A 24087-nucleotide genomic window follows, 5' to 3' on the forward strand; every position below is an offset into this window, starting at 1 on the left:
ATGAGTTTCGATTTGGTCGTTGATACTCATGCATCATATAGGAGGGCTATTTATTTTTCAAGTACCTCAAAAGATAGAAAACAGGAATGCTCCTCGGCTTCGCCTGTGGGGTCTCCACTAAACGCCATCTCCCGCAGGAGTCTTCGCCTATTGCTCCAATCAACAGCTAGATTCTTAAAAAATCAACTTTCCAGACTAACAGAGACCTGAATTACACCATAAGTAATGAAAATATAGTGCAGACGTTATGCGTCACCTGCCGCCCCTGTTGATTGTAGTGCAAGGTGTGAGACTCCTGCGGGAGATAGCGGTAGACTTGAGACCCCGCAGGCATGCCGAGGAGGCTCAAGCACCGCCCCGCGGAAAGCGAACGCCTGGAACGGAAATCAACAGGGAGTTTAATGTGGCTACCTTATTTTCAGGGGAGCCAACTTATTAAACTTCCTTCACTTTTCTTCTTTTGATTACAAAATAAAACGCCGGGACGAATAGTAGGGTGAAGAAGGTCGAGAAAAAGATTCCCGAGATGATCGAGATTGCCAGTGGTGTGAATAGCACATCTCCACTGAACGCAATCGGGATCAAAGCCGCAATGGATGTAAATGCAGTCAGTACGATCGGCCTGAATCTCGCCTTCCCGGAATCAATGACCGCTTCACTAAGTGTTGCGCCTTCCTGTAATCGCTGCTCCATAAACTCAATGAATACCGTTGCATTACGCACAACAATTCCAGCAAGTGATACAATCCCCATCATTGCCATAAATCCAAGACCTGTCTGTGTCAGGAACAGTCCGATCACTGCACCCGAAATCGCCAGATAAACGGAGCTCATGATCAGCAATGGCAGACGCAGGGAATTGAACTGAATGACCATCAGGATGTATATCAAGAAAACAACAATGATGAACAATTTACCCACTTCAATAAAGAAGTCGCTTCTTGCTGATGACTCCCCTCCAACCGAAATCGAAGTGGACTCCGTTTCATAGGAATCGGCAATCTCCTTGACCTGCTTTTCAAGCTTCTGTTTTTCCTCTTCACCAGGATAAACCCGGACCGTAATCGTTCTATCCCCATTTTTATGCGGGATAAGCGGCAAGGCTTCCGTTTCCTCCTGGGTAACCAGCTCCGATAAAGGAACAAGTACAGGTGCACCGAACTCCGTGGTTGCAAGCTTGCTCGGGAGCTCGAGGTTTTCCAGATTCAACGTTTCCCCTTCATTCATCAGATCCTGAATGATGGTTAAGGTTTTTCTTTCCTTCCCCGCTTCATACGAACCAACAGGTATGCCTTCCGTTTTCAGTCTGATTAGATTACTGATTTCCTGGGCGGTAATGCCATGCTCCTCCATTGCCTCGCGCTTTGGAACATAGTTGATGGTTGGTAATGGTGTACCCACATCATCTATTACCACACCGCTACCTTCCAAAGCATCAATTTCCTTTTTCAGCCCAATTACAGCTTCCATCAATTCATCGATATTTTCTCCGACAACCGCCAGGGCAATCGGGGCACCAACAGGCGGACCGGCTTCAATGGTAGAAAGCATGATGACGCTATCCGGATTTTCTTCCCTCAGCTTAGGCTGCCATTCTTCAATTGTTTCAGCAGCTGATTGTTTTTCACGATCGACTCTGAGGACAATCTGTCCCGTATTTTCTCCGGAATTGGATAACTTGCTGCCGAAAATGCCCGGTTCACCACTACCCGCAAAAATAGTGGTTTCATAGATATCTTCGTCACTCTTCAAACTTTCTTCCATTGCTTTCAACCTTGACTCTGTTTCAGCCATAGGGGTTCCTGCAGGCAAGGTGACGGTCACGGTCACTTCTTCCCTGTCCGCACTCGGGAAGAATACGACAGGAATAAATGGTACTAAAGCGTAGGTTGCCGTACAGAAAATCAGCACCGCAAAACCTGTAAGGAGCGGTTTTTTTACAATCTTTGTTAAAACTTTGTCGCTATACCAAGTGCTCACTTTATCAATTTGAGATCCTAATATTCCATCTTTTGATTTCTTACTGCGCTTTTTTTGACGCCATGCAAGAAAGATTGGAACAATTGTTAGCGCCACAATGGTCGAGCCGATGATCGTTGAAATCAAAACTGTCGGTAATGCCGAAATGAAGGCACCGTTCGGACCGGATATGAACGTCAACGGCAGGAAAGTGAACACAATGGCAAGGGAGGAAGTGATAACAGAAACCCGCACTTCTTTCGTCCCGGTCAACGCCCCCTGCAATGGGCCATCACCAAGCTGGTATCTCCTTTGGATATTATCATTTACCACTATGGCATCGTCGACAAGGATACCCAGGGCGATAATCATCCCGATGATTGAAATCTGATTCAGGTCCACAGATGCATAAGGCAGCGGGATGAGACCCAATGCTATGGATATTGGAATCGATAACGCAACCAGAATGGCGGATACCGCATTTAAACCAAAGAATGTGATCAAGACGACAACAAAGATGGAAATAAGGAATGAGATACCCAAATCATTGAATATTTTACTCACAATCTTATCCTGGGTATAGTAGAGATCCAATTCAATTTCATCAGGCAGATCCTTAGCAAGACGCTCCATCTCTGCATCCACTTTTGCATAGAGGGTTGGGATATCCACGCCCTTCTCCTGCATGATGGTCAACGATAAGGCAGGAGTACCGTTGTAGACAATAATGTCTTCCTGTTCTGCAGGGATTTGTGTCAAACTTGCGATGTCCCGTACATATATGGATTCCCCAGCTTGATTTTTCTTGATAAAAACATTTTCTACACCTTCTATTGAATCAATGTGCTCCATCGTCAGCTGAGAAACCTTGTTCCCTGCCTCCTGGCTGCCTAGTGGGGTGATTTCGAGTTCATTTTGGATACTATTGATTACATCAGGCAGGATTATGCCGGTTTCCTGCATTTTTTCGGAATCAAGATTTAAAGTATAACTTGCCTCCTCCAATCCTTTTACAGTCACCTTGCGGACTCCATCAATCTTTTCCAGTTGGGGAATCCAGTCATTTATCAATCCTTTTTGTTCCAGTAAAAGGGAACGGTCTTCATTCAATAAATGGTAGGACGCAATTACTCCCATTTGAATATCTGAATTGACTGTTGGCTCAAATGCTTCCTCCGGGAATTGACGGCTCACATCCGATACAGCCTGACGGACGAGTGAAAACACCTGATCCCGATCCGCATCATCTGTGAGTTCCAGCACAATATTGGATATACCGACGCCTGAAACGGACGTAACGCTATCCATCCCTTTAATATCAAGAAGCTCCTTTTCAAGAGGTGTGGTGATATCCCTTTCGACTACCTCAGGCGCGGCCCCTGGATAAACAGTGGTGATCGTACCCACATTGATGGAAATCTCCGGTATCTCACGCTTTGGGATTTGAAAATAAGTGAGAGTACCTATTACAACAAGCAATAGCAAAAAAATTAATGTAACCTTTGGTTTTTTAATAAGTGCATTAAACACCTTGATGTCCTCCTATACGAGTTGATTATTCAAATTTGACTATATGATAAATATGATATCATCATAATGGCTAGTGATGGTTAGCGCAAGATTGAATATGCTCGGTAGGAAAGTTTAGATTTTTGGACACAAATTACAACAAAAAAACACCAAGTGCATTCACTCACACCTGATGCTCGTTTTTTCTGTTGGCCCTATAAAAACCGCTGTTGATTTCCGCACTAGGCTTCGCTTTCCGCGGGGCGCAGGAGTCTTCGCCTATTGCTCCAATCAACAGCTAGTGTACACATAAAGCAATACTCTTCTTTTACTAACAATATAGTTTATTAAACTCCCACAACATGGAAGTATGTACTTTACATCATGATGCCGCCATCCACATGCAGTACGGTTCCATTTACATAATCGGATTCATCTGATGCCAAGTATAGATATGCGTTGGCAATATCGCTCGGTTTACCGAGGCGCTGCAACGGAATTACCTGCAATAGTCCCTGGATCACCTTTTCCGGAACAGTCGCGACCATGCTCGTTTCGACAAATCCAGGCGCGACAGCGTTTACATTGATTCCTTTGCGCCCGAATTCCTTAGCCCATGATTTAGTCATCCCTACCACCGCCGCCTTGGAAGCTGCGTAATTGGTCTGGCCGACATTTCCATACACGCCGGAAACAGAAGAAGTATTGATGATTTTACCTGCTCCTTTTTCTAGCATATGGGGAACTACCGCCTGGGTACAGTTGAATACTCCATTAACGTTGATATCCATTACTTTCTGGAAATCTTCACTACTCATCTTAAGCAGCATATTGTCCTTTGTAATGCCGGCATTGTTTATCAATATATCAATCTGTCCGAATCTTTCTTTTACCATTTGAACCATTTCCACTACTTGTGCCTGGTTCGATACGTCCACCTGGTAGAAGGCAGCTTCACCCTCCGCCTGCAGCTCCGAAACCCTTTGATCCCCAGCCACCGCGTCATAGTCCACTAGTGCCACTTTTGCACCTTCCCGTAAAAATACCCTCGCTGCCTCCAGCCCCAACCCATTGGCGGCACCGGTAATGATGGCTACTTTTCCTTCTAGTCTCATTGATATTGTTCCTCCTGTTTTTTCACGAATGTTGTAATGGCTTCCAGCAGTTGTGGCAGATCATCCACCAAGGCAGAGTGTCCGCACCCTTTTAATGGAATGAAAGTCGCTTTATCTCCTAAATCCTCGAGAATCTCCCCTGTCATTTGTTCAGTGATAACAAGATCCTTTTCTCCTGCAAGAACAAGCACCGGGATGTTGATTTTCTTTACATCTCCTGTTCCATCCTTCAGCCCATTATTCTTTTCGCTGATATTAAAAGTATTTAGGGCATGCAGGATTTCAGGGTAATTGCGCTGTGTCAACATATCATCCAAATATGTCTCGTAACGATGTTCTTCCGGTTTATTATCATTGTAGATGGCAAAATCCCATATCATCCGTAACATGTCTTTATTTTTCGTTTCATAAGCTTGTGTAATGGTGATGGTTCTTGTTTTATCCTGCAAGACCTGTTCAAAACTTGTAAGTCTTTTGGATAAATCCGGTTGACCTGTTTCATCCGTAGCGAAAATCGGATAACCTCTTGTAGAAGCGGAAGCAAGCAGGATCAGTTTATTGCAGTACCCCGGGTTATCGACAGCAAATTGCATACCTACCGCTCCACCAGTCGACCAGCCGACCAAGGAGAAACCAAAAAGATTCAGCTCATCGGCAAACAGCTTGATATCATCCGCTAATTCCTTGATAGTATAGAATTTTTCATGATAGGTGGACTCGCCGAACCCACGCATATCCACTGCTATCAAATGAAAAGAAGGATCTATGTTCTCCATGACAAGGTCCCAATGTTTAGATGAGGTCATATTGCCATGAACAAGTAAAATTGTTTCTCCACTTCCTTCACGCTCTCTATACCCAAACGTTTCGCCATTTGCCAATTTGACCGATTTCTGTACGATATCAATCATGTATCTCACCCTCCTAATTGATAGCTTTCCCCCATCTGATCGTTGTTGCACCCCATGCATATCCGATACCCGCACTAACCAGAACGACAATGTCACCAGCTTTTATCTTCTCTTTTTCCAATGCCAGCTCAAGCGTTAGAATCTGGTCGATCTGGCCGATATGTCCGTAGTCTTCCAGATAGATAGATTGCCTTTTGGAAAGTCCAAGTTCCTTTAATACATAGTCATGAGCCGATTTCTTCATATGCAGGATGCCTAAATAATCCACATCCTTTTCAGTTAAGCCGCTCCTTTTCAAAGACCCCCGAATGGCTTCCAGGAAATTTCGCATCGATTTCTCTTCCAGTCTTGCTTTCATTCCTTCCGGGTCCAGGACTTCCAGTTTGTTCAATCCCAATTCGAGTGCTTCTGTTGAAATGGGATTTTTCGTCCCCCCTGCCACCACTACGACATCCTTTGAAAAGGATCCGTCCGTAATCAGGTGGGAGGCAAGCACCTCGTTTTCTCCAAGATTCTTTTTAAGAAGAAGAGCCCCTCCTCCTGCCGCCAAGTTGAACATGAAGCGTGTCCTTGGGTTTTTATAATTGATGAAATCTTCATTGCGATAACCGCCTGCCAGCAGCACGGTATTGATGGCATCATCACTCTGCATCATATCCTTGGCTATCTTCAACGCCATGATGGTGGTGCCACAGCGTAATGCCATATCAAACCCAATCGCATTCACAGCTCCCAAACTCTCTTGCATATATAGGGCGGCTGTCCATAATGGATATTCCTTATGCTCTTCTCCGATATAGATGATCAGATCAATCTCTTCGGCAGTTATTGCCGACTTTTCCAGAGCAATTCTTGCGGCTTTGATTCCCATTTCACATGTATGATCTTCCTCTGCCGCAATGGGCTTCTGTTTAATGCCCAGCTTTTCTTCCACCACATATATAGGTATTCCAGATTTTTCTGAAATCTCCTTGCTCGACATGAAATTTTCCGGGATATAAATTCCTGTACTGACAATTCCAACGGTTGTCATCGCTCTCACCTGCTTAATATATCCTTCATGTATTCATACACTTCCTCCAAGGAAGCAACCGATATTTCTTCCTCTCCTTGCACATGGCTGACAGTGATTCTCCAGACAGGATCCTTATGATCTATATCCACTAAGCTTGCGCACCGTACCACAAAGGATGCTACGCTTGGCTGTGTAATCATCTTTTTCCCCCTAACCTGAAATGTTGTTATCATTTTTTATAGCGCGGTGCTTTGCTTTCCTCTTCCCCCACCAAAGCCTTACTGTCCCGATGATGCCTTGCGGGAAGAACATGACGACCAGTATATAGAGGATTCCAAAAAAGATGATCCAGCGTTCAAAAATCCAATGTACCTTCGCTAAATCCGTTAACCAGTGATGCGCGAATTCAATCAATCCTGCACCAAGAATGGCGCCGATCAACGTGCCTACTCCACCAATGATGGTCATCAATAAGGCATCGAGCGTAACATCCACTGCAAATACGGAGGTATTGACAAAGCGCAGGGTAAGCACGTAAAGGCTTCCGGCGAAGCTTGCCACTACACCGGCAACGACACTTGCTATCACCTTATAGTGAAGAACGTGAAAGCCGAGTGATTCGGTTCTGTTTTCATTCTCCCTGATAGCCTGCAGCACCCTTCCCAATGGAGAAAGAGTGAACCTTCTCAATAATAGGAAAATAGCAGCCATCATCAATAGAGCAACAAAGTACAATGTCATCCGGTCCTTTATGGGATCCGGAATGGAAAAGGTGAATCCATCATTTCCGAATGTCAGGGTTCTCCACTTTTCGGCTACTACTAAAAACAGACCGGAAAAGGCAAGGGTAAGCATCGCATAGAAATGGCTTTTTAATCGCAAGGAAAGCATCCCGACGAGATAACTGATGACGGCTGCAATAACCGCTCCAACGAGTACGGCAAGAACCAATGTTGCGATCGTACTATCAAAATGCTTGAGCATTACACCTGTGGAATAGGCGCCAATTCCAAAGAACATCGCATGACCAAAGGAAACGATACCCGTGTAGCCAAGGAGTATATCATAGCTCATCGCAAATATCGCAAAGAGGAAAATTTGGGTGAACATGATTAATAGCGTACGAGAATCAGAGACAAACGGAATGGTCAGAAGCATGATGAAAATTAACAGATACACCATATAAGGCTTTGTCATATACGTGTTCATGCCCTCACCCCTTTACCCCGAATAAGCCTTGCGGACGGAAGATGAGCACTGTTGCCATCAACAGCATGTTTACCGCCAATGCCAGGTCCGGTACGTAATATGCCATAAAGCTTCCGCTCAATCCCACCAGGATGGCCGCAAGTACAGAACCGGTTATGCTGCCCATGCCACCGATGACCACCACGATGAAGGCAAGTATTCCAAACTCCAATCCCATTTCGGCATATATGACACCCGAATATGGTCCAAGAAGCATTCCTCCAAGGGCCGCCATGGCAGCCCCGACCATGAAAACAAGCATAAAAACCCGTTTAATATTGATCCCCAAGGCTTGCACCATTTCCTTATTGATCACACCAGCCCGAACAATAAGACCTATTTTCGTATTTCTCAGAATATAGTAAATTGCCCCGAAAACCAGTGCGCCAACAATAATAATGAATACTCTGTATTTGATGATGATAATGTCCCCAAACTCCCAGCTGCCACTGAAATAGGAGGGAGTTTTCGCACTAAGCTGATTCGGCCCGAAGACGACCTTGATCATTTCGCTCAGTACAAGCATCACCCCCAATGTGATCAGAATCTGCTGGACATGATTGCCATAAACAGGCTGAATGATAAATCTTTCAAGGGCTAAACCTAAAATAAGTCCAGTCGCAATGGCAGCGAGAATACCTAACATAAAACTTCCAGTTGTGCTATATACCCATATACCGGAGAAAGCACCCCAGGCGAACAGTCCTCCATGGGCGAAATTCAGTACATCCATCAAGCCGAATATAAGCGTCAATCCTGCAGCCAGCAAGAATATCAGCATCCCTGTCGCTAATCCGTTGACAGCAAGGTTAATAAAAACCTCCACTATGCTCCCCTCCTTTTATGCAATTCCCAAATAGTGCTTCCGCAGTTCCGTATTCTCTTTAAGTTCTTCCATCAATCCATTATGAACGGTTCTTCCATCATCTAGGATATAGAAGCAATCCCCGATGGTACTTGCCATATAAAAATTCTGTTCCACCAGAATGATAGTCGTCTCTTTTTTCATCTGCTCAATGGAATGCATCACCTTTTCCACCATGATCGGCGCCAGCCCCTTGCTAGGCTCATCAATCAGCAGGAGCTTGCTGTTATTGACATAGGCACGGGAGATGGCGAGCATTTGCTTCTGACCTCCACTGAGATTTCCTCCACGCTTCTTCCAATAGGTTTTCAGATCCGGAAATAAATCCAGGATCCAATCCAGACTGGAAAGTGTTGCCTCATCGTGCTTTCTCATGGCAACCTTCATATTTTCCTCTACCGTCAATTCCCCAAATATCCCTTGGTCTTCCGGGACATACCCGATTCCTTTATTGGCAATTTCGTAGGTTGCAAGGCCGGTGATATCCTGGCCATTATAGGTGATGGAACCTTTGTTAGGCGGATTCAATCCCATGACACTTCTCAGGGTGGTTGTTTTCCCTGCACCGTTTCTGCCTAGCAGAACGGTGACTTCTCCCTGCTTCGCTTCAAAATCCACCCCTTGCAAAATATGAAACTGTTCAATATAGGTTTGTATTCCTTCCACTTTAAGAAGCGTTGTCATCATACAATCCCCCTAAATACGCCGATTGGACGGTTTCATTGTTCATTATTTCTTCAGGAGTCCCATCCGCCAATAGCCTTCCATTGAAAAGGACCGTTACTGAATCAGATAGATCCAGAATCATATCCATTTTGTGTTCTATTAAAATAATGGTTCGATCTCCCTGTGCTTTTATCAGCTTTATCACTTCGAGAATCGCCGGAACCTCTTCAATCGACATTCCGGCGGTCGGTTCATCCAGAAGGAGGATCTCTGTTTCCAGTGCAAGCAGCATCGCAATCTCCAGCTTCCGTTTTTCCCCATGCGCCAGGTTCTTGGCGAGTGAGTTCGCCTTCTTATCCAACAGTACTGTCGTTAAAAGTTCCATGGCCCTCACTTCAAAATCCTTGAAGTGCAGGAAGTGGGAAAACATGTTGTACCGCACCCCTTTTTGGGATTGAACGGCAATCCTCACATTCTCCAAAACAGTTAAGTTAGGGAAAACATTGGTTATTTGAAAGGATCGACCTATCCCTTTTCTCGTCCGCTTCATCGGAGTCAGCTTCGTTATGTCCTCCCCTTTCCAATAGACCTGGCCTCTGGTGGGCTTCAGCTGTCCACTTAACAGATTAAAAAAAGTGGTTTTTCCTGCACCGTTTGGACCGATGATCGATTTGAAATGATTGGGTTCCACCTTGAAATTCACCCCATCGACCGCAACATGCCCTCCAAAAGCTATCGTTAGATCCTTTGTTTCCAAAATGGGATTCACTTTGATTCCCTCCTTTTAACTTTTATGTGTTGCTTTAAGCATATGGAGCTGGACTAAAGATAAAATGTGAACAATAAACACCGTGTTGGTCTCCGTTCCAGGCGGCAGCGATCGCGGGCGGCCTCGGGAGCCTCCTCGGCGCTTTGCACCTGCGGGGTCTCCCTTGACACGCTGCTCCCGCAGGAGTCTCACGCTTTGCACTCCAACCAACAGGGGGTGAGTAATAGAATAAAATTTGCCTTTCTAAAGTTTGACAAATTGCTCTTTGTCTTATATTTTCATTTCAGTGGAGCAAATAATGTTAAAAAACTGAGTTGATTGTAGCGGAGGACACTTGACTCCTGCGGGAGAGTAGAGGGCATGGGAGACCCCACAGGCGAAGCCGAGGAGGCTCCCATCCGTCCCCGGCGAATCTTGTGTCCGCAGCGGAATTCAACGGCTACATTTGATGGGGACATTTTATCAAATTAGCAACAATGAATGCGAAAACAGCCTTAATGTAAATCCAGAAATATAGTACGAAGGAACTTTAGAGCAGAGCTCCAAAGTTCCTTTCTTCTTTGATTAATTTCGAACTGGTGGGGCCGTTTCCTCTGGGGATAGTTCCCTGATCAGAACTGGCACCGGATAATCTACCCCATCCACCTTTTCCAAGCGAATCGCATATAGGGTCTGCATCGCCTGATGATCTTCAGGGCGGAATGTCATTTGACCTTTTGGTGTATCAAAACTCATTCCTTCCATGGTCTCAATGAGTTGATCCGTGTCCGTTTTACCCTCTGTCTTCTTTAAGGCTTCGACGATGGCAATAGCTGCAGACATCCCGCCCGGCGTGAACAGATCCGGCACTTCCCCATTGAATTTTTCTTTATGCTTTTCCACCAGCCAATCATTTATTGGATTGTCAGGTAGCGTATGATAGTAAACTGAAAATCCTTCCATGCCGATAAGCTGCTCCATCGTGGAAAGAGCCGCAATATCAGGAGCTCCCGTGGAGATCTTGATTCCTCTATCCTGCACCTTCATATCTGAAATCTGGTTCCATGGAGAATTTGCACCTGCCCAGACAACGAAAAGATAATCAGGCTTTGCATCCAGGATTTTCTGTATATTGGATGTGAAATCCGTTGCAGCAGGATCCGCATACTCCTCCAGCACAATGTCTGCTCCGAGAGCCACAGCTGCTTCTTTAAATGCTGCCACTCCATCATGACCGAAGGAATAGTCTGGCGCCAATGTGGCAATTTTCACACCTTTACCGGCGATTGCTGCCGCTCCGGCCACTGCATCCTGGGAAGAGTTGCGGGCAGTACGGAAAATATATTTATTCCAGTCAGCACCAGTGATGCTGTCCGCTACAGCCGGTTCCACAATCATCACCTTTTCATATTCCTCAGCAAGTGGAAGCACGGCCAATGTATCCCCTGAACTTGAGGATCCGACCAGAAAGTCCACTTCATCTTCCTCTAATAGTTTAGTAGCTTTTTGGATGGCCACTTCCGGTTTTGTCTCCGTATCCTCCACCACAAACTCAATCTTATGGCCATTCACTTCCATGGTTCCTTCTGTTGCATATTCCAAACCAAGTTCAAAACCTTGTACCGTCTGCTTGCCGTAGGTTTCCAGAGCCCCTGTCAGAGAAGCAAGTACTCCTACCTTGATCACCTTTTTGTCATCATCTCCACTTGACGAATCCGAATCTGTTCCTGCATTGTTGTTGCAGCCGGCAAGCACCAGCATCATCATACAGACAAGCAGAAACCCTATTTTCCATTTTTTCATTGTTTATCCCCCTCTAAACTAATTTGAAAAGTTGTACCCTTATCGTAAAAGGTAGGGGTTACAAATGAGTTACATGCAAAAACCCCCGTACCCAAAAATTGTGGATACGGGGGTTTCCTCATTCAGTTTGCTTTCCCGAGTACCATGTCATACATCTGCATTGTCGTGGACATAGGCTCCACACCGAGTTCGTTCTCGAGATAGGTTTTACATTTTGCAAACCACTTCATTGCCTGCGGGCGATTGTTTTTTTGATAATAACAGAACATGAGAAGTCGATAGGCTTCTTCCCATGTTGCTTCCTTCTCTATTATCTTTTCGCAGTATTGGATTGCCTGATCGAAGCTTCTGGCTGCAACAAGGAGCTGGGCTATTTTTTCACAGCAACGTAAATAATAGACCAGTAGACGCTCACGTTCATTCAAGCACCAATCCGCATATTTCTGCTCAGGCAGGAAATCTCCTTTGTACAGTTCCAACGCTTTTTCCAATAGGGTTAGCGCTTTACCGGGTTCCTTTTCATCCAGCCCGATATGTGCAAGGGTTTCAAATTCCATACAATCCAGCACATATCCGCAGCTCGGGTTCAATCCATAGGTATTACCGTTCCTTTGGATAAAAAACGGCTCCGTACGCGCTTTACGGTCCGGCTCCAAAGCATTGTTCAATGCATTCAAAGCGACCTTGAAATCCCTTGTCACCGTTTTTTCCGGAACATTGGGCCAAAGTGCTGCAAAAATGTCATCCTTGACGATCTGCTTTTTCCGTTTCGTGACAAAATACTCAAGCAGCTCTTTTGCTTTTATCCGCTGCCAGTCTTTGGAGTCCAGTTCTTTTGAGCCCAACCATACCCTGAATCCACCAAGCGTCTGAACTTTCAACGTATACCCTGGATGATTATGAGCATTCGCAAAGCCCAGTTCATTTAACAAGGATGTCACATACGACCGCTGAATATCTCTTTGCAGCGATTCCTGCAGCAATGGTGTGAATTTCTGGATATCACTCGGGCCAAAGGTTGTACGGGTAAATAGCATGAACTCATAGTTTCCTGCTTGAAGAAACGTCAGGAAGCGGTTCATGGCGTCTTCGAAGTTCCCCCACTCCTCCTTCTCGTAAGAATGGATGGAGCGCCAGAAGTAATAAAGAAGTTCCCCATAATCGTCTCCGCATTTTTGGAGCAGACTGTAAGCACGTACTCCATAGTACTCGACCTTCTCCCATCTTCCATTCACGATTGATGCTATTTTCATGGATAGGTAGATCAAGCCTGAAAGCCAGTTGTCCTTGACTTCCTCTGTTTCCTTTAATGCCTCTTCCCCGCAGATGATCGCTTTTTCAAAAGCTCCCTGGTTGGCATATAAGAGACATAGCCCCATATTCGCTTCCGCTTTTCCCCTTGAAATATTCAATTCATCCATTATGTTCAAGGCAGTCTCATAGCATTGCTTGGCAAGTGTTGCATCATAGGCTTCCATCAATTGAACCGCATGACCTAGACGGATCCAGCCGCATGCTTCCACAAAAGGTGCCTGCAGTTTTATTCCTTGCTTGATTCCGGCATCCGCCAATTTCTTTGCCTGTTCCGCATTTCCCATAAATACCTCTACCAAAGAAAGCAGAAGGTCTGTCTCTCTATGGGATTGGGGCAGGATTCCTTCTACCTGCTCCCTTTTAGTGGAGGTCAGCAATTTCTTTGCTTTTTTCAGCCTTCCTGAGCGGAGCATAATTCTTGGTTCAAGATTATTCTCAGAGCTATGTTTATAGGAAGCCTCCAACTTATCAAACCACGCCAGGGCTTTTGTCGCCTGACCGGCATTCAATAGATTTTCCGCCATGATGGAATAAAGCTGATTCCGCTCTTTGGCTTCTACTTTAGTTGTAGCCAGTAGTTGAATAGCTTCCGATAGCAGCCTCTCCGCCTTTACCGGCTGAATGGTATCCAAATAGATTTTTGCAATCCCCTTCAGAGATCGAATGGTGGCAAGTCCATCCTCATATTCCCTGGAGACCTTCAGCGCCAGCATATAGGCCTTTTCCGCTTCTTCATACTGACAGCGATAGCGGTAGATTTCCCCTTGGATAAACCAGAGCATATAGTATTTTCCCTTTACCTTATCATTGATCCTCAACAGCTTTTCAAGCATATAGGAAAGCTGCCCCTGTTCGATAAGCTCGAAGCCAAAATCATGAATCAAGGCTGCAATGGCACTATAGTCTGCAACCTTTTCCAAATGGGAGATGGCGGAAAGTATATCCCGCTTATTTATATACCACTTCGAACATCGTTTATGCAGCAGGATATATTGCGCTTCCTGCTGCTTCAGCCGCCTTTCCAGAAACTCCTTGAACAAGGCATGGTAGCGATATTGATCAGGGCCCGATGCACTAATAAAAACATGCCTTTCCGCAAGGGTCTTCAGCAGATAGTTCGATCCGTTTATACCAAGGATTTCATCGCACATTTCCCCTGTCATGATATCAAGTATCGAGGTTTGCTCCAAAAACTGCTGCACCATCGGGGTTTGTTTCGTGAAGACCTCTGTCGCCAAATATTTGAACAAATCATCCAATGTACCGGAAGTGGATATCAGGTCATTGTGAAATGACTGCTCCCCCAACCTTTGGCTCAGAAGTCCAATGGCCATCACCCAGCCCTCCGAAAGGGAATAGACCTCCTCCACCTGCTCTTCGGTCACATCCACCATATAGATATCCTGCAATAAAACCTCCACTTCTTCTTTTGAGAATTTTAAATCCTCTTCTGTAAATTCCAATAGTTCATTCTTCACTTTCATTGCGGTGAGTACATCCCAATCCGGACATTCCCTTGTAATCAAAATGAGATGCAGGTTGGAGGATATATGCTGCAGCAGCCAATGGAACCATGTGACAATTTCCGGGTTTCCCTGGACTAAATGAAAATCGTCTATGACAAATATGATCGGTTCTTCAAGATTCAAAAGCTCATTCAGGAACAATGAACATAAATCATGTATTTCCTCATCCCGAATATACCGGTCCATTCTTTCAAGATAAGAGAGTATCTTTTCCCCGAAGCCTTCTCTCTCCCTTCTGAGGGCATGTACCACATAACGCAGAAAAGGAATCAGTTCATCATCGAATGCTGTTGCCGTATACCAATATGTAGGGACATCGAATGTAGGAACAAAGGATGCCAGAATGGTACTCTTCCCATAACCGGGACCAGAATGGACAATGGTCACGCCATGACTGGTAACCGCTTTCATTTTTCTTGCCACTTTTGCACGTCTTAACACATGATCCTTGACGATTGGCGTGGTGAGTTTCGTATGGAGGATTGTGTTTGTATCAGATGAAGACATCATCTTGCCCCCCTAGTTCAGAATATTCCATCTTTTAATTCTATTATAATGGAAAAATGAATGCAGATAGTACTTTTTTCAAGATGTGAAGAGATTTACAACAAAAAAGAGAGAACAGCCTCGGTTTCCAAGATGTCCTCTCTCCAACTATTTAAAAATTGTACCAAATTCATCAGCCGGCCAATAGCGGATATGAACCTTTCCAACAATGTCTTCCATTTTTATAAAGCCGAAATGACGGCTATCGCGGCTGCCCAGACGATTGTCTCCTATAACAAACACATGACCCTTGGGAACCTTTTCTACACCTGTCAGCTCTTCTAGTGTAAAGTCACCGGTGAAATTCCCGCCAAGGATCCGAAGATTATCCGACCGGATAAACGGCTCTAGGACCAGCTCATCATTTACATATAGCATATCTCTCTTATATTCTATTTTATCTCCCGGTAACCCTATTACTCTCTTCACATAGTCTTCCTCGGTATTGTCTTTATGAAACACGACAACATCGAATCGTTCCGGTACGGAAAAAGCATAAACCATTTTATTAACCATGAGGAAGTTCCCTTCTTCTAATGTAGGGTTCATGGAATGACCTTCCACTACATAATTGGAAAAGAACAGGGCACGAATCATAATAACCAAAAGGAAAGAGACAAGCAACCACTTCATCGCTGATTTACGCTGTACGTTTGTATTCTTTTCTTTCAATTCATAACCCCCGAAATTAATCTGTTAGGTCTATTGTACCAATAACCATCTATTATCACAATATACTGAATTCTCGTTTATATTCTTTTTTTATTAGGCTCTTTTCAAAACTATGGTTGTTACTTCACAAGTGAAAAATCGGCATTTGGATTTTTCACCTTTAATTATAGTAACCTCGTGGATTGGTTAGGAAAAGAGCACGATGAAACGTTAAATTCGTGTTTGCAACCTCTACGAAAAGTAACCATTTTTTTAAAGATATCGTTTATTTATCTGCTGAAAGCTGCAGGCGCAATTCTACCTTTTTTCCAATATACCATAAAACAAGCATGATCGTTAAAGCGATCACTGTTTTAATAGGAGCTCGGATAAAAGAAATAATATCATAACCAATATAACTGATCGTAAAAATCATAACCATCTTCCCTGCTAATAGCGCCAGAAAAAATTGATAAAATTTTATTCGTGACAGGCCAGCCACCATATTGATTAAAAAGGATGGAGTGAACGGAAAACATAATAAAAAGAAAATCGGTCCAAATCCATGCCTCTCAATCCAGGACATCGTCTTTCGAATTTTCTCTTTTTCCAGCTGCCTTTGAATCCATTTATTTCTTTTCAGCTTGGTTGCAAAAAAATACACGATGACTGCACCGACCACAGTGCCTGACCAAGAAATCAAAAATCCGAGCCATAAACCGAATGCTGCAGCGTTTGCCATGACAATCACAATCAGCGGCAGAAAAGGTAAAAACGCTTCAAGTACCACCAGTAAAAATCCCGGAAGCGGACCAAATGACTTATAATCCTGAAGCCCTTCCAAAAGGTTATCCATTGTTAGCAGATCTTTAAAGAAATTTATCATATCCATGTAGGTTAACTCCGCTTCTGTCTATATCTATCATCTCTTATTGTACTAGTTATTTCTATATTCACCCATAAAATAACATAAAAACTTTACATTTTTTTATAAAGTATTGAATACCCGATTAATACAAAAAACAACCATCCATTTCACTTTTGGAAATGGATGGTTGTAATAATATCTTCACTGATCAACATGCTGTTGTGTTCTTTTATTTTCCGGCTGCTTCAGCCAGTGCCTTATTCCTTTCCCCGCCAACGGCTCATCGTTGTATCTCGGTATCACATGAAAATGGCTGTGCGGGATGGTTTGATTGGAAGCCTGTCCAACATTCCAGCCTAATGTGAATCCATCAGGTGAGAACTTTTCATCCAGATATTTTTTTGCTTGCTGCAACAGATCATAGGAATCGTTCCATTCCTCCCTTGTCAGCTCAAACGTATTTTTGCGGTGCTTTTTCGGGACAATGACTCCGCAGCCTTCCAGAACGCCCTGTTCTTTATCGTGCTGAAGGAAATAGCACGTTTCGCTTTCCAATACTATGTGTTGATACGGATCGTTCTGCGGGTTACAGAACGGGCAGGTTTTTTCGTCGTTCATGGTTGCCTCCTCTAGGGTATCATTCTTTTTTGTTACTGAGCGCGTTGTGTAAATGCCCAGCGGTGTCCATCCACATCATCAAGCTCGAATTCGATATCCCCCCATGGACGCGTGACAGGTTCGTCGATCGACCTGCTTCCCTCCTGATGGTCGATTGGAACGAGTCCGTTTTCTTTGACCTGTCTGAAATGCTGATGAACATCCTCGACTGCGGCATGGACAGCCGTATCTCCAGGTGTTACCTTTTCGGCTGGATGCAGCATGATAAGTCCGTTACCTAAATGGAACCAATGCATGCCTTCGTATCCGTGCGAGTATTCGAATCCAGCTTTTTCGTACCATTCCTTTGATTTTTCAGTATCCAAGCAAAATAAAACAAGGTGGTCGAGTCCTTTGATCATATGTATATTCCTCCTGGCTTGATTTTTTAGCATCCTTTAAGAATTCTTCGTGATTTTTGAAAGTCCTCTTGGGGATTTGGACAATAATTAGTCCGATTTCCTGTTTGCAGCTTTAAAAAGCTAATGAGATCTTTTTCTGTTAACTCACTTATCGATGGATTTTTTCATATATCAACGGTTTCTGTAGTGATACTACGAAAAAAAAAATTTATATCAACGAATTTTTCGATATTTCAACGAAAAGGGACCAGATATCGAAAAAACTTATTTTTTGACAAAATTCGCATAGCGACGATAGCCGTGACGACTCCACTGGAAACCCCCAAACAGAAATTAAAAAGGGCCCTCCCAACCTTAGGGAAAGGCCCCCTCCTTGTGCTTTCACTCCAAATTGCCTATTACTTCGCACCCTCCAAATATTCCACAAACCAGTTCTTGATATGGTTTAATCGGTGGATTCGGAGTGCCGGGTTGCCGCTTCTGGACAATTCATGGTTAGAATCCGGGAAACGGACGAACTTGGTAGTCTTGCCCTGTTTCTTCAGTGCAATAAACAGCTGCTCGGCCTGTTCGATCGGACAGCGGTAATCTTTTTCACCGTGAAGAATCAAGAGTGGCGTGTTGACATTTGCTACATACTTGATTGGGGAATGGTCCCATAGCTTATCGACTTTGTCCTCCATGTTTCCTTTTACTTCCCACTCGGAGAAATAGTAGCCGATATCACTCACACCGTAGAAGCTCAGCCAGTTGGAGATGGAACGCTGTGTCACTGCCGCCTTGAAACGGTCTGTATGCGCCACCACCCAGTTTGTCATAAAGCCGCCATAGCTGCCGCCGGTTATCCCCAGGTTTTTCTCATCGATATAATCGAATGTTTCCAAGGCATAGTCCATCGCACTCATAACATCGATATAGTCTTTGCCGCCGTAATCGCCACGGACCGCATCGACGAACTCCTGGCCATAGCCATGACTGCCTCGCGGGTTTGTAAATAGGACAACAAAGCCTTGGGAAGTGAGGGTCTGGAACTCATGGAAATATGTGTTGGCGTACATCGCATGAGGGCCGCCGTGAACTTCCAGGATAGTCGGATATTTCTTTCCTTCTTCAAAACCTGCCGGCTTCATGATCCAGCCATGCACGTCCCATCCGTCCGGTGCCTTAAAGCTGATCGGCTCGGCAGCGCTGATTTCCACTTCTTCTTTCCACGCTTTGTTCACATGTGTAAGCTGCTCTCTTTTTTGTGTTCTGAAATCAAGGTAATATAGTTCACCAGGATCAGTTGAGCTGCTGATACCTACAATCGCTTCATGGGAATCTGTCAAGATGGATACCGCATACACATGCTCACCAGGAAGGTGGATTGGGTACATTGCGCCATCAAGGGAACCGTAGTAGATGCCTGTCCCACCCTGGTCACTCAACAGGAAGTAGAATCCATCACTATCCTCCGTCCACATGAGGCCCGGATTCACATTGCCTGAATGGAAGTCGCCAATTGCCACATCTCCCACTTCGATATCCAGATTTTCTGTCAGGCAGTGCAGCACTTCCGTTTCCAGCTGGTACACCCATACACGTGTCAAAGTGGCACTCTGGAACTCTTTTTCATGTCCCAGGAAACCAAGAAACGCACCGTCAGGGGACCAAGTGATGGTAGAAAAGAAACCGTTGCTGTGGGTCACTTTTTTCTTTTCTTTGGACTCCAGATCCATCACGTACACGTCCGTTACAAGCACCTCATCCGGATTTTCCTCCAGGTTCACTACAAAAGCGACTTGCTTGCCGTCCGGGGACCAGACTGGGCTTCCATAATCGCGATCGCCGTGAGTTAACAGGGTAATCTCCTTCGTCTCGAGGTCGAGCACAGCCAAGTGATCGTTTTTCTTGTCCAAAAAGCCTTTTGCATCCGATTTATAACGCAGCTTCTCCACAACCATCGGCTCGGGTTTTTTCTTTTTCTCCTCTGTCTTGGAACCTGCCTTCAGATCTTCCTCCGACTCCAACGCTGTACTGAAGATCAGCTTCGTTCCACATGGGGACCAGACCGGACCTCTTGCACCATTCTTGCAGAAGGTAACCTGCTCGGCTTCCCCTCCGTCCACTGCCATCACATAGATTTGCGCTTTTTCATTGCGCGTGGAAACAAAAGCAAGCTTGGTTCCATCCGGGGACCATCTGGGAGTGGTTGCTCTTCCTTTTCCAAATGTGAAAGGTTTTGCCTTGCCATCCAAGCTTCCTACATAAATGGTGGAAAGATACTCATTATCCTCTTCGCTGATTGTTGTCTGCACATAGGCAAACTTGCGGGAGTGCTTCTCCCACTGTGGATCGGTCAGGGATGTTAATCGATATAAATCGTCCGCTTCTATTTTTCTCTTTGTCATAGGAAACTCTCCCTTATGTATAAATTCATTTTCATTCTATACTGTTTATTTCGACAGCAGAAATAGATACCCTCTATTAAATGAAAAAAAGCTCGAAATTATTCGAACTTAAAAAGTTGCTTGCATAATTTTTATAAATTGGTATAAAATAAATACGAACAGATGTTCTTTTTTTTTAGAAGCAGGAGGATTAATTTATGACTAGACTATCAAAAGAACAAATACACCTCTTTGAGCAAGCCATCTATCTTCCCTTATTGCTGATTGTCCTCGAACGGGATACCGCCATCATCCGGGAAAGCACGTTGAAATTGAAAGAGCCCTATCTTACCTTGATTGACGAGGTCATGAAAAAAGTTCAGCTTCAGCTTAAACAAGTGAAATTGGACATGAAGCAGCAAAAGATGAAACTCCATAAATTAAAACAGGATGAGGCCTTTACGATGTATGCATTTCTATTCAACGGCTATGAGGAACACCACAATTATTTTAATCCAAGGATCCGCAACAAAATCAATGACCTGCTTCACTTTTATCTGGTCAATAAAGAGCAGCGTTAATGAAAAATAGGAAGCGTTTCTGTTTTGTCAGATGTTTTCAAGCATACGTGTAGCCTGTTCTGTTCATTCACCGCAGCATAAAAAACTTCCTTCACATCTGCAATCTTTTGCATTAATAGCTCTTCACGAAGCCAGGCTTCATTCAAGCCTTTATATTGAAGGGCTTCCTTTTGAATGATGCCATCAATAATGACTGGAAACTCGATTGCATTCTGCGCTGGGCTTCCTTTAATATGTTCCACTTTCGCTACTTCCTTATCAGGCTTTAGCTTTACGGACAGGTCACCATTTGCCTCCACTAGGGCAAAATGTACATCCTCTACTCTAAATACATTCTTCTGTCGCAGCATCTGCAAAACATTGTCAATCGAATAGCTTATCTTACGCATATTGTGGATATGGAACTGACCTTCATAAATCACCAGCGTCGGCTCAAATGATAAGTACCCGCCAACTTTTCGGTTCTTTATTTTCCACCAGGCGATAAACTTTTGAAGCAGGGCGATTCCAATGATTGCTCCCACTGTCGGGAGGTGATGTATTTCAGGATCGGCGATATCCGCCCCCACCACAGAACCGAGCGTCAGTATTACGAGAAAATCAAAAACAGGCAACTCGCCAATTGAACGCTTACCCATGAACAAAGTCACCAGCAACATCAGTGGCAGAATGGTGACGATACGCAGCATCACCTTCACCAAATCGAGAATAAGCTCCACAGCAGTCACTCCCTTCCTCCATAGCCTTTTTCAAAAAGAAAATCCTATACACAAAACATGCTTTGTTGTGGTAAACATAAAAAAACATCCCCTAATTTGAAAGAGGATGTTTACCATTACTTTTTTTTGATGATCCGATAGGTTCGGGGAGGAGATGCAATATAATCACGATGCTCCTCAGGTACACCAAATCCTTGAGCCCTTTGCAGCATCCTTGTTCGCAATAGGGCGGCTCTGTGCATTTGGGTTTCAAAGGAACGCAGGGAAATCTGGAATTCCATTTCGGTTTTATTGGTAAAGTGGGCGATTGTAGTGGATAAGGATGTTTTTCTTGTCTTCTCAACATGGTTCAGGGAGATCCAGGTGCATTCGTTTTTTTTGGGAGACATGGTGGGAAAAAAGTACAAGTCACTCATGGGGTCTATTGCAAGTGGGGATTTGTGCGTAACACCCGTCACCATTTTAGTTCCTGACTTTCTGCCTTCCATACTTGCTCCATAGTAGTTACAGCTATCATCGATAATTTTAAGGGGAGGCAGGTCCACGTATATGTCCCCTTCCACTTCCATTATCTTAGAAAACACTTTCCCCTGTTCCTCTATAGGCAATACAGCCATAGTGAAGCGATTGATCTCATATTCTGAAACTAAAGTGACACTATTCTCCATATAATTCACCCTTCCGCTAAAAAATGATTTACCCGGCTCAGAATAGAACGAAAGAACCAGAAATCTGTCTATTTATGTATATTTTTACAAAAGACAACCAAAAAGTAAAGACTTTTTATATTTTTCTAAATATTTTTAATTTTTGTTGATTTTATGCAGGTTCCCCAATATACTATTAAAAAGGCTCGAGGTGAGGGACTCATGAAAAATGAGAAGTCTTATACGGAATTGATGAAGTCGAGAGTAATGAACAAAAAGTTGTCCGTTGAAGCCTATATGATGAATATTTATACCCAGATGATCATTGATGAATCGCTTTACCACTACCACAAGAATCTCCTCCAAGAAAGAATTGACCATGCCATCGACACCAAAGACCACACGCTGTTTCATTCCCTAAGCTCCACATACAAAAAGTTCCTGACTGATTGGGGCGATTCCGCCTGATAATATCCAAAAGAAAAGAGAAGAGCGCCATTTGGATCTCTTCTCTTTTTTATTTTGGCTGTTTCGCATTCATTGTTGATATATAGATAAATTGTAAGCTTCAAATTCCGCCCGTTGATTGCAGCGAGGCACACAAGATTCCGCGGGGACGGATGGGAGCCTTAGGATAAGCGAACGCCTGGAACGGAGACCAACAGGGTGTTTAATGTTGACACCTTATCTTTAGCCCAGCCCTATATTTATTTTTCATTTAGAATTGCGCCTCTTCCGTCGAGCCGGACAGTGCTGTAGTTGAAGAATTCCCGCCGGATACCACTTTTGCCACTTCATCGAAATAGCCTGTGCCCACCTCACGTTGATGACGTGTTGCCGTATAGCCGTGTTTTTCACTGTCAAACTCCGCTTGCTGCAATTCCGAATATGCACCCATCCCGCGATCCCGGTACCCTCTCGCCAGCTCAAACATGCTGTGGTTCAGCGCATGGAACCCTGCAAGCGTCACGAACTGGAACTTGTAGCCGAAAGTGGCGATCTGCTGCTGGAAGGTTTCAATCGTTTCGTCATCCAACTTGGACTTCCAGTTAAAAGATGGAGAACAATTATAGGCAAGCAGTTTTCCAGGGAATTCTGAATGAATGGCATCCGCAAAAGCTTTTGCCTGCTCCAGATTCGGCTCGGACGTTTCACACCAGATTACATCTGCATAAGGAGCGTAGGCCAATCCGCGTGCAATCGCCTGGTCAAGCCCTGCCTTTGTTCTGAAGAACCCTTCAGGAGTCCGTTCTCCCGTCAGGAATGGATGATCATATTGGTCCACATCACTTGTAATCAAATCCGCCGCATCTGCATCGGTTCTTGCAATCAAGACAGTCGGCACTCCCATCACGTCAGCGGCCAATCGTGCAGAGATCAGATTTTTAACTGCGGTCTGAGTAGGCAGCAGAACTTTCCCTCCCAAATGTCCGCATTTCTTTTCGGAAGAAAGCTGATCCTCAAAATGAACACCGGACGCACCGGATTCAATCATTCCCTTCATCAGCTCAAACACATTCAATTGTCCTCCAAACCCAGCTTCTGCATCCGCTACGATGGGTGCAAAATAATCGACTTCCTCTTTTCCTTCTAAGTATTGGATCTGGTCCGCACGTTGAAGCGCCTGGCTAATGCGCTTGACCACATGAGGGACGCTATTGGCAGGATACAGGCTTTGGTCCGGATACATATTTCCCGAAAGGTTGGCATCTGCCGCTACCTGCCATCCGCTTAGATAGATGGCCTTCAATCCCGCTTTTACCTGCTGGATCGCCTGATTTCCTGTCAAAGCACCAAGTGCGTGAACATAATCCTCTTTTGTAAGCAGATCCCAAAGCTTTTGTGCCCCTCTTTTTGCCAATGTGTGTTCAATGTCAATGGATCCGCGAAGCCGTAGTACATCCTCTGCACTATATGGTCGCACAACCCCATTCCATCTAGACTCAAGCTCCCAGCTTTCTTCTAACATTGCCATTCTCTCTTCTCTTTTCATCTTTTCTCCTCCTTC

21 protein-coding genes are annotated in these 24087 nt (G+C 44.4%); 2 read left to right on the forward strand and 19 right to left on the reverse strand.

What is annotated here, in order from left to right; genetic code table 11:
- Positions 1 to 435: 435 nt before the first annotated feature.
- From ACFVAD_RS04685 to ACFVAD_RS04760, 16 genes are all read right to left on the reverse strand, one after another.
- Positions 436 to 3489: an efflux RND transporter permease subunit gene (locus ACFVAD_RS04685; RefSeq protein ID WP_386636624.1), complete on the reverse strand. Its 3054-nt coding sequence runs from the start codon at positions 3487 to 3489 to the stop codon at positions 436 to 438.
- A 356-nt stretch (positions 3490 to 3845) separates the two neighbouring features.
- The gene (fabG, locus tag ACFVAD_RS04690; protein ID WP_386636626.1) at positions 3846 to 4583 is read right to left on the reverse strand and encodes a 3-oxoacyl-ACP reductase FabG; all 738 of its coding nucleotides are present in this window, start codon (positions 4581 to 4583) and stop codon (positions 3846 to 3848) included.
- Positions 4580 to 5494 carry an intracellular short-chain-length polyhydroxyalkanoate depolymerase gene (gene phaZ, locus ACFVAD_RS04695; protein ID WP_386636628.1) on the reverse strand — a complete coding sequence of 305 codons (915 nt, stop codon included), beginning with the start codon at positions 5492 to 5494 and terminating at the stop codon, positions 4580 to 4582. Before phaZ ends, fabG begins: the two co-directional genes overlap by 4 nt.
- 13 nt (positions 5495 to 5507) lie before the next feature.
- The gene (locus tag ACFVAD_RS04700; RefSeq protein ID WP_386636630.1) at positions 5508 to 6527 is read right to left on the reverse strand and encodes a 3-oxoacyl-ACP synthase; all 1020 of its coding nucleotides are present in this window, start codon (positions 6525 to 6527) and stop codon (positions 5508 to 5510) included.
- Positions 6528 to 6532: 5 nt separating this feature from the next.
- On the reverse strand, positions 6533 to 6709 hold the full coding sequence (locus tag ACFVAD_RS04705; protein ID WP_386636632.1) for a hypothetical protein: 177 nt from the start codon (positions 6707 to 6709) through the stop codon (positions 6533 to 6535).
- Positions 6710 to 6719: 10 nt separating this feature from the next.
- On the reverse strand, positions 6720 to 7718 hold the full coding sequence (locus ACFVAD_RS04710) for a branched-chain amino acid ABC transporter permease (RefSeq protein ID WP_386636634.1): 999 nt from the start codon (positions 7716 to 7718) through the stop codon (positions 6720 to 6722).
- Positions 7719 to 7722: 4 nt separating this feature from the next.
- On the reverse strand, positions 7723 to 8583 hold the full coding sequence (locus ACFVAD_RS04715) for a branched-chain amino acid ABC transporter permease (RefSeq protein WP_386636636.1): 861 nt from the start codon (positions 8581 to 8583) through the stop codon (positions 7723 to 7725).
- Positions 8584 to 8598: 15 nt separating this feature from the next.
- A complete protein-coding gene (locus ACFVAD_RS04720) occupies positions 8599 to 9306 on the reverse strand; it encodes an ABC transporter ATP-binding protein (protein WP_386637118.1) in 708 nt (235 codons plus the stop codon).
- Positions 9290 to 10057 (reverse strand): ABC transporter ATP-binding protein, encoded by a 768-nt coding sequence (locus ACFVAD_RS04725; protein WP_386636638.1) that lies wholly within the window; start codon positions 10055 to 10057, stop codon positions 9290 to 9292. Before ACFVAD_RS04725 ends, ACFVAD_RS04720 begins: the two co-directional genes overlap by 17 nt.
- 564 nt (positions 10058 to 10621) lie before the next feature.
- The gene (locus ACFVAD_RS04730) at positions 10622 to 11839 is read right to left on the reverse strand and encodes a substrate-binding domain-containing protein (protein WP_386636640.1); all 1218 of its coding nucleotides are present in this window, start codon (positions 11837 to 11839) and stop codon (positions 10622 to 10624) included.
- Positions 11840 to 11961: 122 nt separating this feature from the next.
- A complete protein-coding gene (locus tag ACFVAD_RS04735) occupies positions 11962 to 15189 on the reverse strand; it encodes a winged helix-turn-helix domain-containing protein (protein WP_386636642.1) in 3228 nt (1075 codons plus the stop codon).
- A gap of 144 nt (positions 15190 to 15333) precedes the next feature.
- Positions 15334 to 15858, reverse strand: coding sequence for a signal peptidase I (gene lepB / locus ACFVAD_RS04740; RefSeq protein WP_386637120.1), 525 nt, complete (start codon positions 15856 to 15858; stop codon positions 15334 to 15336).
- 304 nt (positions 15859 to 16162) lie between these two features.
- Positions 16163 to 16762 (reverse strand): TVP38/TMEM64 family protein, encoded by a 600-nt coding sequence (locus ACFVAD_RS04745; RefSeq protein WP_386637122.1) that lies wholly within the window; start codon positions 16760 to 16762, stop codon positions 16163 to 16165.
- A gap of 183 nt (positions 16763 to 16945) precedes the next feature.
- The gene (locus ACFVAD_RS04750; protein ID WP_386636645.1) at positions 16946 to 17362 is read right to left on the reverse strand and encodes an HIT family protein; all 417 of its coding nucleotides are present in this window, start codon (positions 17360 to 17362) and stop codon (positions 16946 to 16948) included.
- 32 nt (positions 17363 to 17394) lie between these two features.
- On the reverse strand, positions 17395 to 17763 hold the full coding sequence (locus ACFVAD_RS04755; RefSeq protein WP_386636647.1) for a VOC family protein: 369 nt from the start codon (positions 17761 to 17763) through the stop codon (positions 17395 to 17397).
- 398 nt (positions 17764 to 18161) lie between these two features.
- The gene (locus ACFVAD_RS04760; protein ID WP_386636649.1) at positions 18162 to 20153 is read right to left on the reverse strand and encodes a S9 family peptidase; all 1992 of its coding nucleotides are present in this window, start codon (positions 20151 to 20153) and stop codon (positions 18162 to 18164) included.
- Positions 20154 to 20350: 197 nt separating this feature from the next.
- On the opposite strand from ACFVAD_RS04760, the gene ACFVAD_RS04765 reads away from it, so the two are divergent.
- On the forward strand, positions 20351 to 20713 hold the full coding sequence (locus ACFVAD_RS04765; RefSeq protein ID WP_386636651.1) for a YhjD family protein: 363 nt from the start codon (positions 20351 to 20353) through the stop codon (positions 20711 to 20713).
- Here ACFVAD_RS04765 and ACFVAD_RS04770 read toward each other — a convergent pair.
- Together ACFVAD_RS04770 and ACFVAD_RS04775 are read right to left on the reverse strand one after the other, a co-directional pair.
- Positions 20710 to 21441: a DUF421 domain-containing protein gene (locus ACFVAD_RS04770; protein WP_386636653.1), complete on the reverse strand. Its 732-nt coding sequence runs from the start codon at positions 21439 to 21441 to the stop codon at positions 20710 to 20712. The genes ACFVAD_RS04765 and ACFVAD_RS04770 overlap by 4 nt on opposite strands.
- A gap of 107 nt (positions 21442 to 21548) precedes the next feature.
- Positions 21549 to 22100, reverse strand: coding sequence for a competence protein ComK (locus tag ACFVAD_RS04775; protein ID WP_386636655.1), 552 nt, complete (start codon positions 22098 to 22100; stop codon positions 21549 to 21551).
- Between the two features lie 201 nt (positions 22101 to 22301).
- On the opposite strand from ACFVAD_RS04775, the gene ACFVAD_RS04780 reads away from it, so the two are divergent.
- Positions 22302 to 22547, forward strand: a complete 246-nt coding sequence (locus ACFVAD_RS04780) for an IDEAL domain-containing protein (protein WP_386636657.1) — start codon at positions 22302 to 22304, stop codon at positions 22545 to 22547.
- A 250-nt stretch (positions 22548 to 22797) separates the two neighbouring features.
- Here ACFVAD_RS04780 and aceA read toward each other — a convergent pair whose 3' ends face one another.
- Positions 22798 to 24072, reverse strand: coding sequence for an isocitrate lyase (aceA, locus tag ACFVAD_RS04785; protein WP_386636659.1), 1275 nt, complete (start codon positions 24070 to 24072; stop codon positions 22798 to 22800).
- Between the last annotated feature and the right edge of the window lie 15 nt (positions 24073 to 24087).

Origin of the sequence: Sutcliffiella sp. NPDC057660, assembly GCF_042800035.1 — a bacterium.
Taxonomy (GTDB): Bacteria; Bacillota; Bacilli; order Bacillales; family Bacillaceae_I; genus Sutcliffiella_A.